Source organism: Thiolapillus sp., from assembly GCF_048562965.1.
In the GTDB taxonomy this organism is placed as follows: Bacteria; Pseudomonadota; Gammaproteobacteria; order Chromatiales; family Chromatiaceae; genus Thiolapillus; species Thiolapillus brandeum_A.
In genome coordinates this window covers 1-11,281 of sequence record NZ_JBHNMF010000064.1, presented here as the reverse complement: position 1 = coordinate 11,281, position 11,281 = coordinate 1, and the positions used below count along the sequence as shown (strand labels likewise).

The 11,281-nt window shown below is 57.9% G+C and carries 10 protein-coding genes and 1 pseudogene; 6 read left to right on the top strand and 5 right to left on the bottom strand.

What is annotated here, in order from left to right; genetic code table 11:
• Positions 1–422: 422 nt before the first annotated feature.
• From polA to ACOCD2_RS05680, 4 genes and pseudogenes are all read left to right on the top strand, one after another.
• Positions 423–3,128, top strand: a complete 2,706-nt coding sequence (gene polA / locus ACOCD2_RS05695; RefSeq protein WP_293645848.1) for a DNA polymerase I — start codon at positions 423–425, stop codon at positions 3,126–3,128.
• Positions 3,128–3,481, top strand: a pseudogene (locus ACOCD2_RS05690) (DUF6498-containing protein); the annotation flags it as partial. The gene polA and the pseudogene ACOCD2_RS05690, both read left to right, overlap by 1 nt.
• Before the next feature lie 23 nt (positions 3,482–3,504).
• Positions 3,505–3,774: a DUF6498-containing protein gene (locus tag ACOCD2_RS05685; protein WP_293645850.1), complete on the top strand. Its 270-nt coding sequence runs from the start codon at positions 3,505–3,507 to the stop codon at positions 3,772–3,774.
• A gap of 194 nt (positions 3,775–3,968) precedes the next feature.
• Positions 3,969–4,622 (top strand): peroxiredoxin, encoded by a 654-nt coding sequence (locus tag ACOCD2_RS05680; protein WP_293645852.1) that lies wholly within the window; start codon positions 3,969–3,971, stop codon positions 4,620–4,622.
• A gap of 235 nt (positions 4,623–4,857) precedes the next feature.
• On the opposite strand, the gene ACOCD2_RS05675 is transcribed toward ACOCD2_RS05680, so the two are convergent.
• The 3 genes from ACOCD2_RS05675 to ACOCD2_RS05665 all read right to left on the bottom strand — a co-directional run bounded on the left by ACOCD2_RS05675 (position 4,858) and on the right by ACOCD2_RS05665 (position 7,497).
• The gene (locus ACOCD2_RS05675) at positions 4,858–5,880 is read right to left on the bottom strand and encodes a hypothetical protein (protein ID WP_293645854.1); all 1,023 of its coding nucleotides are present in this window, start codon (positions 5,878–5,880) and stop codon (positions 4,858–4,860) included.
• A complete protein-coding gene (locus tag ACOCD2_RS05670; protein ID WP_293645856.1) occupies positions 5,881–6,597 on the bottom strand; it encodes a sulfotransferase family protein in 717 nt (238 codons plus the stop codon).
• Positions 6,598–6,663: 66 nt separating this feature from the next.
• On the bottom strand, positions 6,664–7,497 hold the full coding sequence (locus ACOCD2_RS05665) for a sulfotransferase (protein WP_293679723.1): 834 nt from the start codon (positions 7,495–7,497) through the stop codon (positions 6,664–6,666).
• Between the two features lie 115 nt (positions 7,498–7,612).
• On the opposite strand from ACOCD2_RS05665, the gene recG reads away from it, so the two are divergent.
• Positions 7,613–9,709: an ATP-dependent DNA helicase RecG gene (gene recG, locus ACOCD2_RS05660; RefSeq protein WP_293645860.1), complete on the top strand. Its 2,097-nt coding sequence runs from the start codon at positions 7,613–7,615 to the stop codon at positions 9,707–9,709.
• 75 nt (positions 9,710–9,784) lie between these two features.
• Here recG and ACOCD2_RS05655 read toward each other — a convergent pair whose 3' ends face one another.
• Positions 9,785–10,324 carry a choice-of-anchor X domain-containing protein gene (locus ACOCD2_RS05655; RefSeq protein ID WP_293645862.1) on the bottom strand — a complete coding sequence of 180 codons (540 nt, stop codon included), beginning with the start codon at positions 10,322–10,324 and terminating at the stop codon, positions 9,785–9,787.
• The gene (locus ACOCD2_RS05650; protein ID WP_293652432.1) at positions 10,314–10,667 is read right to left on the bottom strand and encodes a hypothetical protein; all 354 of its coding nucleotides are present in this window, start codon (positions 10,665–10,667) and stop codon (positions 10,314–10,316) included. The genes ACOCD2_RS05655 and ACOCD2_RS05650 overlap by 11 nt, the downstream gene beginning before the upstream one ends.
• A gap of 138 nt (positions 10,668–10,805) precedes the next feature.
• Here ACOCD2_RS05650 and ACOCD2_RS05645 point away from each other — a divergent pair, with 138 nt between their 5' ends.
• Positions 10,806–11,222 (top strand): hypothetical protein, encoded by a 417-nt coding sequence (locus tag ACOCD2_RS05645; RefSeq protein WP_419584828.1) that lies wholly within the window; start codon positions 10,806–10,808, stop codon positions 11,220–11,222.
• Positions 11,223–11,281 lie beyond the last annotated feature (59 nt).

Genomic DNA, 11,281 nt, shown 5'->3' with positions numbered 1-11,281 from the left:
CTGAATCCCCAATCCCAGTAGCAGTATCTCGTTGCCGTCCACGTCTTTTCCTCATGCCAGTATTTGGCGCTATACTGGCACAGGTTTTTGGAGGAATTCCACTTAAAACGTCGAGGAACCCATGGCAGTACTTCCGACAACAGCCCGATCCCAGGGGCTTCTGTACGGACATGTTGTTCTTTCCGCCGTTTCTGAGTTGATTATTCGTGCACCCGGCCAGCAGCCGTCGCATTGGCGATGAAGTCTTCGGTAAACGCCGGTAAACGCCGGTAAGCGCCAAAGAATCAGGCCTGTTGGGCGGCGCCATCCCGTGTCATGACAGTTGGCTGATGAGGTCTGGACTTCAGAGGAAGGGTGCTGGGTTCCTGGGCCGGAAATGCTAAACTGCCAGCAGTATTTTCACCAAGCCCTGGCCATTGACCATGTCCGACAAACCCGATCTTATCCTGGTGGACGGATCGTCCTACCTGTTCCGCGCCTATCATGCCCTGCCACCGCTGACCAATTCCAGGGGCGAGCCCACCGGGGCCATCGTGGGCGTGGTGAACATGTTGCGCAAACTTATAAACGACTACCAGCCCAAATACATGGCGGTGGTGTTCGATGCGCCGGGCAAGACTTTTCGCGATGACCTGTATGACCAGTATAAAGCCAACCGTCCTCCCGCGCCTGAAGACCTGAAAGCCCAGATCGACCGCCTGCACGAGATCGTGCGCGCCATGGGTTTGCCACTGCTGGTCGTGGACGATGTGGAGGCCGATGATGTCATCGGCACCCTGGCGCGCCAGGCGGCGGAGCAGGGCATGACGACGCTCATCTCCACCGGGGACAAGGACATGGCCCAGCTGGTGAACGATCATGTGAGCCTCATCGACACCATGAGCAACCGATACCTGGATGCCGATGGCGTGGTGGAGAAGTTTGGCGTGAAGCCCGAACAAATTATCGACTACCTGGCGCTGATGGGAGATGCTTCTGACAACATTCCCGGCGTGCCCAAGTGCGGTCCCAAGACTGCGGCCAAGTGGCTGGCCCAGTATGGCAACCTGGATGAACTGGTGGACAAGGCGGGCGAGATCAAGGGCAAGATCGGTGAGAGCCTGCGCGCCAGCCTGGAGCAACTGCCCCTGTCGAAGCAGCTCACCACCATCAAGACGGATGTGCCCCTGGATCTTGGCCCGGAGCAGTTGCAGCCCGGCCAGCTGGATACCCGGAAGCTGCGGGAGCTGTACCAGCGTATCGAGGCCAACCGCCTGCTGGCAACGCTGGATGATGCGGGTTCACCGGAGGAGCAGCCAAATGCTGCGGTGCAGGAGCAGGACTACGAGGTCATCCTGGAAAAGCAGGTTTTCGAGCGCTGGCTGAAACAGTTGCAGCAGTCCAGCCTGTTCGCCTTCGATACAGAAACCACCAGCCTGGATTACATGCAGGCCGAACTGGTGGGCTTGTCTTTTTCCACCGAACCCGGAAAGGCTGCCTACGTGCCTGTTGCCCATGACTATCCCGGTGCGCCACCGCAACTGGAAAGGGAATGGGTGCTGGAGAAACTCAAGCCGCTGCTGGAAGATTCCGAACAGTCCAAGGTGGGGCAGAACCTGAAGTACGACATGAGTATCGTCGCCCGTTACGGCATTGCCATGGCGGGTATCCGCTTCGATACCATGCTCGAATCCTATGTGCTGGACTCTACAGCCACCCGCCATGACATGGATTCCCTGGCGAAGAAATATCTCAGTCGGGAAACCGTGTCTTTCACCGATATCGCCGGCAAGGGAGCCAAGCAGCTCACTTTCAATCAGATCGGCCTCGAACAGGCGGGGCCCTATGCGGCGGAAGACGCGGATATCACCCTGCAGCTGCATCAGACCCTGTGGCCGAAGCTGGAGGAACTGGATGGGCTGCGCCGGGTGTATGAAGACATCGAAATGCCCCTGGTGCCTGTGCTGTCACGCATGGAGCGCCTCGGCGTGCGCATCGATGCCGGCTTGTTGCAGCAACAGAGTCAGGAGCTGGCGGAGAAACTCCATGCCCTGGAGCAGCGCGCCTACGACATAGCCGGACATCCGTTCAACCTGGGCTCACCCAAGCAGATCGGCCACATCTTTTTCGAAGAGCTGGGCATGGAGGTGGTGAAGAAAACGCCCAAGGGCGCGCCATCGACTTCGGAAGAGGTGCTGCAGATTCTCGCGGACAAGGGCGAGGAACTGCCGGCGGTCATCCTGGAACACAGGGGGCTTGCCAAGCTCAAGAATACCTACGTGGACAAGCTGCCGGAAATGCGTGACCCCCAGACCGGGCGCGTTCATACCAGCTATCACCAGGCAGTGGCTGCCACGGGCCGGCTGAGTTCGTCCGACCCCAACCTGCAGAACATTCCCGTGCGCACCGAAGAAGGTCGCCGCATACGCAAGGCTTTCATCGCCGAGCCGGATCACGTCATGCTGGCGGCGGACTATTCCCAGATCGAGCTGCGCATCATGGCGCATCTTTCCGGCGATGAAGGCCTGCTGAAGGCTTTTTCCCAGGGGCTAGACATCCATCGCGCCACGGCCGCCGAAGTGTTCGGTGCCGAATCTCCCGAGGCTGTGACCGATGATCAGCGCCGCAGCGCCAAGGCCATCAATTTCGGCCTGATCTACGGCATGTCGGCTTTCGGTCTGGCGAAACAGCTGGGTATCGGCCGGCAGGAAGCCCAGGAATACGTGGAGCTGTATTTCAGCCGCTATCCCGGTGTAAAAGCCTTCATGGACAATATCCGCGAGCAGGCCCACGAGGACGGCTATGTGGAAACCCTGTTTAGCCGGCGGCTCTACCTGCCCGAGATCAACTCCCGCAACGGCATGCGCCGCGCCGCCGCCGAGCGCACGGCCATCAATGCGCCCATGCAGGGTACGGCAGCGGACATCATCAAGCGCGCCATGATCGCCATGGATGCCTGGCTGGAGGAAGAAAAGCCGCCCGTTCGCATGGTCATGCAGGTACACGACGAACTGGTGTTCGAGGTCAGAAAAGATCAGCTGGAACCGGTGAAAGAGAAAATCCGCAATATCATGGAAGAGGCTGCCGAGCTGAAGGTGCCCCTGGTGGTGGATGTGGGCGTGGGGGACAACTGGGAAGAGGCGCACTGATGCAGATCACGCCCAGCCGGCTGGAAAACCTTTTCTCCGACAACTCGGTATGGGGGCTGCTGCTGGCAAATCTGGTCACCATCGTGATGGCGGTGATGCAGGACTGGAGCCTGCTGCTGGTGATGTGGGTGTACTGGTGCCAGAGCGTCATCATCGGCCTGTTCAACTTCTGGCGCATGATGACCCTGAAGCGTTTCTCCACCAAAGGCGTATCGAGCAGCAACGGCCCTGTGCTGCCCACGCAGAAGACCAAGCGCGAGATGTCCTGGTTCTTTCTGATTCACTACGGCATGTTCCATGCCGGTTACCTGATCTTCCTGTTCAGCGGTGTGTTCGGGGAACAGCCCCGGTATTTCTCCGTGGGTCCCATGCTCATGTGTTCTTCGTCAACCACGCCTGGTCGTTCTTCAGCAACCGCAAGCGTGAGGCGGACACCGTTCCCAATATCGGTACCCTCATGTTCCTGCCCTATGCGCGTATTCTTCCCACGCACCTGACCCTGGTTTTCGGGGGCATGTTCATTTCCGGAAAGCTCTGGCTGGTGTTCTTCCTGCTGCTGAAAACCCTGGCGGATCTGATCGCCCACGCTGTCGAACATGCTTTGCGCAGGAAGCAGGTCGCCGAACCCCTGCAGGGGCCATCTTGAGGGCAGACTGAACCGGCAACCCGGTCCGCCGGGAAATAGTAATTATCAATGATTGATAATAATAAATAGTAAAAATCAATAGCCGGCATGTTCACAATCAATTGGGAAAGTGTGCCTCCCGCCCTTATTCTGTATCCAACGCCGGATAACCCGGCACCGAAAACACAAACGCAACAATTGTGGAGATACAGAAAATGACCAATGAAACTATTCAACAGGCACCTGCTTTGCCCCGCCTCAATGAACCCGCACCCGCTTTCGAAGCACCTACCACCGACGGTGTGAAAAAACTGGAGGACTATCGCGGCAAGTGGCTGGTGCTGTTCTCCCACCCGGCGGATTTCACCCCGGTGTGTACCACGGAATTCATCGCTTTCGCTAAACGTCACGAGGATTTCAAGGCGCTGAACGCTGAATTGCTGGGCCTTTCCATCGACAGCCACTACAGTCATGTGGCCTGGATGAGGAACATCAAGGAAAAATTCGGCGTGGAGATCCCCTTTCCCATCATCGCGGACCTGAAGATGGAAGTGGCCAGAGCCTATGGCATGATTCATCCCGGTGCGGCGGATACCTCAGCGGTACGGGCAACTTTCATCATCGATCCCGAAGGCATCCTGCGGGCTATGGTGTACTACCCCATGAGCAACGGGCGCTCCATTGATGAATTCCTGCGCCTGATAAAGGCCCTGCAGACTTCCGATGCCAACGGTGTGGCCACGCCGGAGAACTGGCAGCCGGGTGACAAGGTCATCGTACCGCCGCCCGCCAGTGCCGAAGCCGCCGAGGCGCGTATGTCCGAAGGCTACGAGTGTACCGACTGGTACTTCTGCAAGCGCGACCTCTGACCGTGTCGTGCAAGCCCATGGAAGGGCTTCTATGGCATCCTTGGGGGCAAGCGGCCGGCGTTTATTCCTAACAGGATTTTGAAAAAGTTCTTCCATGGGCTTTTTCAACCACGGAAGCAGAAAACGCGGTTTCCCGCTTCCTTCATTTTCAATGGCTTAAAGCTATTGAAAATGGTGGCACATCCATGTGCCACGCACAGACTGTCGAAAAACGGTGTTTTTCAACAGCCTGCTGCTAACGCAGCCCGGGTTCTGTTTCGTAAAGATCCTGAATCAGCCGTGTGAATCTGGCGATGCTTTGCTGCAGCCTGTCGTCGTTTACCTGGAAGCGGGGCTCCATACTGCCTTCGAACAGGTGCTCGAAGTAGCGCGTGAAATAGAGGGACAGAGGCGTGCGCAGGGCGCGTGAGCGTATGTTTTCCGCCTCGACCGCGGGATCGGTGCCAGCTTCTTTTTTGCGGTTGCGGCTCCTGCGCTGAATTTCCGATTCGAGGTAGGCGTCGTCCAGTACGAAAGGGCGTTGCGACAGGTTGACTACCTTTTCCCTGAGACGGTCCCGCCAGGACTTCCGGGCGCCGCTGATGCCACCGATGTGGATCAGGTTGTCCAGTTCCAGGTGCCGGAACCTGGCGCCATAGTGGTGGGAGAGCACGTTGAGCAGCTTGGCCGTGTCCAGCCGCCTGCTTTGCAGGATATCGTTAGTGAGTGAAAGGCGTTTGAGGCTTTCCGGAAGGAATCTTGCCGGGTGGTAGACCTCGAAGCCCACCTTGGTCTCCGCGATGATCTTGCGGAACAGTTCGGTGCGGTAGACCGAAAAATAGGTGGGCGCCAGGGGCAGCCCGGCAGGTGTGCGCAGGCGGCGGCCGGAAAAGCCCGGCAGGATGATGTCCGGGTTCATGGAAACAGGCAGGCAGGAAGAAAAGACATCACATTCCGTCAGATGCTTTTCCAGCGTTTCCTGGAAAGGCCCTGCGGCGAAGATGTCCGAATCCGCCATGCAGAAATAGGGTGAATCTTCCCGGGCGAAAAGGATGTTGAGCATGCTGCCGTGATCCAGGATGCCTTTCGCCGGATAGTAGAAGTATTCCAGCCGGGGAGAGCTGTCACAGAAGTCCTTGAGCAGCCGGCGCTCTTTCTCATCCAGCCCGTTGGCCACCAGCCGGTAGCTGTAGTCGGATTCTTTCAGCAGGCTCGCTGCCGCCAGCCGCAGGTATCTCACGGTGCCGGATATGAAGATGATGTTGAAGGTGAGCTTCATTTACATGGCCCTGGCCTGCAGATCTGCATACAGGGCAGTGCAGGCTTCCGGCAGTTCATCATCGGTTTCGATATCCACGTGCCGCAGCTCGGGGCTGAAGAAAGCTATCCTGCTGGCATCCAGCCCGATATCCAGGGCAGTGCTCAGTTCACGCACCTTTTCGATATACCGGTCTGCCTCATCGTCGAAGGAAACGATGGGAAAGTCCCGCCTGTCGTGATGATGAACCAGTTGCCGGTTGTAGGACAGCCACAGCGCCAGCGCCTTTTCCAGGGGAAATTCGTTGCGTCGCTGCAGGGACTGGGCAACCAGGAAAGGATTGCGGAATATGCCCACGCATTTCAGGTTCGGCAGGGCTTCCAGCCAGCCATCCAGCGCCAGCAGGGCGCGGGGATCCTTGAAGCCCCAGACGGAGTGTTGCGCAAATTCCCGGATGATCTTGTCGCGGGTCTTTTTATGTTTCTTCTTCCACAGCACGGTTTCCGGCGGTTCGTCCCAGCTGCCGCCGTTGCTCTTGAGCAGGTCCTTGTGCAGTGAAATGACCTTGCGGTTCTCCCGGTTGCCTTTGGGATTGTTCCTGTTGGATGGCGCCACTTCACCCAGAAAGACCCCGGCGTCTTCGAGGCAGCCGGCAAGGGAGCTGGTGCCGCTGCGGTGCATGCCAAGGACGGCCACGACATGGTTGTCCGGCAGTTTTTTCGATCCAAATCCGATCATGGTTGTTCAGTCTCCACAAGCCTGCTCATTGGCTTGCAAGGTGTTGAGTGGGGATGAAAGTTTTGTTCAGACATCGAATCCCATTTCCCTGACGAAATCCAGCTGGGAGCGGTCGAATATTCCCAGGTCGTGATGCCTGTATCTTCCCGCCGAGCGTGGCGTTCTGGGTATATCGTACAGGGCTTTGCGTTTTTCGGGAGAAACATCCGCCCCGATGAAGTTCAGCATCCTGTCGATCTGCGCTTCCGGCTGTGCGCAGAATTCCCCGTGATTGACGAGCAGAAAATCTCCCCGCAGGTGTTTGCCTTTTTCGATGACTTCCCGGGTTGATTGTATCCAGTATTCCAGTTGCCTGTAGGCGATTTCCTGTTCCGTTGCGGCTTCGTCGATGTGAATACCGTAGCGGTATCCCCAGTTCGCGAGCTGTTTCCTGTTGCTGGAAAAAGCCATGTCCAGCCCGTGGCGGATGACCTGCAGGTACTTCAGGTTGTCAAAGAAGCCGTCGATTTCCTGCAGGTAGATTTGTGTGTTGGGTTCCTTCCAGCCCCATGTCTGCCGGTTGCACGGCTTCGACAGGGTTTTATACAGAATCCTGATATTGAATGTGAAGCTGTTGCGCGCCAGGGGATTGTCGAAGGCGGCTTTCAGCAGCCGTTTTATGCTCTTCGGGGAAAGATGATCCGTGCGCATGTATTCCTCGAAGATAGCCAGCCGTTCCTGAATCTCCTCTTTGCCGGCGCCGTTGTAGAACGAAGGATTCTTGAACAGGCGTGTGAACAGCTTGTTGTCGTTGGCGTTGTTCAGGCTGTCGCCCAGATAGATGCCAGCGTCCATCAGCACCTGAGCGATGGCCCGCGTGCCGCTGCCGCCCAGTGCGCCGATGGCGATCACTGCTCCCATGTCAACACGGTCCCGGACTGCTGATGCGGTTTCTTTGGCGGCAGATGCACGCTACTATCCTGAAATGAAAATCGTGCCCGATTGTAACCAATCCAAAGCGGGGAGATAAGCAGATTTGACCCTTCAGAGCGATGCCCTGTCAGCGCTTCCCGTGACTGCGCTCAAAGGCGTGGGGCCGAAAAGCGCTGAGCGCCTGGCCCGCCTGGGTATTGAGTGCGTACAGGATATTCTGTTTCACCTGCCCCTGCGTTACCAGGACCGCACCCGGGTGACGCCCATGCAGTACCTGCGCCCCGGTGACGAGGTGGTGGTGGAAGGTGAGGTGGAGCACGTGGAGATCCGCTTTGGCCGCCGCCGTTCCCTGCTGGTGCATCTGTCCGACGGCAGCAGCCGCATCATCCTGCGTTTCTTCCATTTCAGCGCCGCGCAGAAGAACAACCTCAAAGCGGGGCTGGCGTTGCGCTGTTTCGGCGAAGTGCGCAACGGTCCCGCCTGTTTCGAGCTGATCCATCCCGAATACCGTGTGGTGGAAGAAAACGGCATGGCCATGGCCGAGGAAACCCTGACGCCTGTTTATCCCACCACCGAAGGTATGCACCAGATCAGCTGGCGGGATCTCACCGGCAAGGCGCTGGAACTGCTGAACAGCAGCGAGCAGGGGCTGCAGGAATGGCTGCCCGACGAATTGCTGCAAGCGTATTCCCTGATGGAGCTCAGCGCCGCCATCCGCTATCTCCACCGGCCGCCGCCGGATGCACAGCAGCAGTTGCTGCTGGATGGCGTGCATCCCGCGCAGCAGCGTCTGGCGTTCGAGGAACTGGTGGCGCATCAGCTGAGTTTGCGCCAGGCGCGCCAGCTGCAGCGCCTCAAGCAGGCACCCCGGCTGTCGGGCGCCGGTGATCTTCGTCAGGGGCTGATGCAGGCGCTGCCTTTCGAGCTGACGGGTGCGCAGGAGCGGGTGCTGGAAGATATTTCAGCAGACATGCAGCAGCCAGTCCCCATGCTGCGCCTGGTGCAGGGTGATGTAGGGTCCGGCAAGACTATCGTGGCGGCCCTGGCCGCATTGCAGGCTATTGAAGCAGGTTTCCAGGTGGCGCTGATGGCGCCCACGGAACTGCTGGCTGAGCAGCACATGAAGAGCTTCCAGCAGTGGCTGGAGCCCCTGGGTGTCGACATGGGCTGGCTGTCCGGTCGTATCAAGGGCAAGGCTAGGCAGGAGGTGTTGCAGCAGCTTGGAGACGGCGGCCTGTCTCTGCTGGTGGGCACCCAGGCGCTGTTTCAGCAGGACGTGAGCTACCATTCCCTGGGACTGGTGATCGTCGATGAGCAACACCGTTTCGGGGTGCATCAGCGCCTGGCGCTGCGCGAGAAGGGCAGCAGTGGCAGGCACACCCCCCACCAGCTCATCATGACGGCGACGCCCATACCCCGCAGCCTGGCCATGACTGCCTATGCGGATCTGGACCTGTCTGTCATCGACGAACTGCCCCCGGGCCGCACGCCCATTCAGACACTGGTGATATCCGATGCCCGCCGCGAGGAGATCATCGGACGGGTGAGTGCCGCCTGCGCCAACGGCCGTCAGGCCTATTGGGTATGCACCCTCATCGAGGAGTCGGAAGCGCTGCAGTGCCAGGCGGCGGAAGACGTGGCGCTGGAGCTGCAGGAATCGCTGCAGGGATTGGCGGTCGGGCTGGTGCACGGGCGCATGTCGTCGGCGGACAAGGAGCAGGTCATGGCAGCTTTCAAGGCGGGTGAAGTGCAGTTGCTGGTGGCCACCACCGTGATCGAAGTGGGCGTGGACGTCCCCAATGCCAGTCTCATGATCATCGAGAATCCCGAACGCCTGGGGCTGTCACAGCTGCACCAGTTGCGGGGCAGGGTGGGGCGGGGCAGCGTGGAAAGCCACTGCGTGCTCATGTATCACCCGCCTCTGGGCCAGCAGGCCAGGGAACGGCTGGCGGTGTTGCGTGAGAGCAGTGACGGCTTTGTCATCGCAAGAAAAGATCTGGAACTGCGCGGACCGGGGGAAGTGCTGGGTGTGCGCCAGACCGGGGAGATGCAGTTCCGGGTGGCGGATATCCTGCGGGATCAGCCCCTGCTCGATGCCGCCAGGGGGGCCGCGGACAGGCTGCTGTCAGAGCATCCGGAAAGTGTGCAGCCGCTGGTGGATCGCTGGCTGGGCGTCAATACCCGGTACGCGGGTGTGTAGCATATGCTGTATCTTAAAAAATTTCCTGCACTGGAAAATAATGGTTTTCTTTCGACAGCGTTGCTGTTAACCACCTTATTTCATAAGGTTATCGATGCTTTCAAGTGGGTCGCTGCCATTGAGCTGGTCGATTGATTCCAGTGGATCAGCGCTATTTTCCAGTTGTTCAATGCTTTCAATCGGTTCAGCCGTTTCAAGTTGCTGTTGTGTGGGATTCGGGCGCTGGAAGTGACGTTTGGCATCTCTGGTGTATCGCAGTGACTGGCTTGAAGTGATGGGGTTGTCCGCGATCGGCCCTACCTGAAATGAACCGGTAATTTGTTTTTCAACCGGATCACCATTTTGTTTCTGCCTGCGGATGGTCGCATTGACAAGGTAAGCACCCTTTTTGTCGGTTTCGCGGAACAGTCCACCGAAGATGCCATCCCCTGCCTTGTAGTCGTTGTGATTGCCATCGTCGTAGAGGGTGACTGTGCGGCTGTTGTTCTGAAGTACATCCTTGAACATGGTCCACTGAGTGCTCTGTGCCTGAACCATACGAATAACATCAGCTCCGGGCTTGATTATCTCTGCAGTAACCGCTCCACCTGCAAGGGGAACTTTCTCATTGTTCACTACATTTGCCACGATTGACGTTTATCGTCACCGGTTCGTTGACCGAATACCGGGGCCGAAATCCGTTCATCCAGGCGAATACATCCGATTTCTCGGCAATGGAGATATTGACCTGCTCCGGCACTGGTGGGGCATCCGCCCAGCTTACCTCGATATTCCAGGCTCCCGATGCAGGATCTTTCACTTCCAGCATCTGAAAAGTCTTTCCTGCCTCATAACGACCACCGTTATTTCCGGCTTGAGAATCAGTGATCACATTGCCATTTGGGCCAATCAACCTGGTGCTGAGTTTGCTGCCCTGCCAACTGGTGTAAACGTTGAAGGTTTTCGCATGTTCAGCCACCTGAAAATCATAGCCTAGCTGTCGGGTACCATGTGATTATATTCCAAAAAGGAGCTATCCTTTGTTCCGAACCCGCCAGATATTGAACGACTGGCTCACGCAAAACCTGGAGGAAGCATCAAGCGTGTCTTCGGCCTCGTGATAGATTTTGGGACATCCCAGTCCCCAAAATCGACTCGGCCTTTGACAACCTATTTGTGCCCCAGCCGTCCTGGTCACCCAGCACTACGCAACAACTTCGCAAGCTCGTTGCTGCTCCGTACTTGGCTCCCAATGACTGGACGCCGCGTTCGGAGGCCTACTTTGTTTTCCCTCTGGCGCAAGGCACGCCGGGAAAACAGTGCGGCCTCGCGGCTACTGGGGTCTACCAGCCTTCGCTTCGCTCTCCATGGCTGGCAGCGAACGCCATGGTTATCCATCCACAAGCCCGTACAACACCAAAGCTGCGTGCTGAGATCAAGGCTCAACGTGATCGTAAGCAGGTGGATCTTGATGTCAATGGCCAATAATTTTGACCCCCTTTCGGCCAATAAAATTGACCCACCCGGGGCGTGATAAAATCAGCCTTCGCGTTTGTGCTTCAATCGATAGCTCTCACCTCCCAGCATGAACAC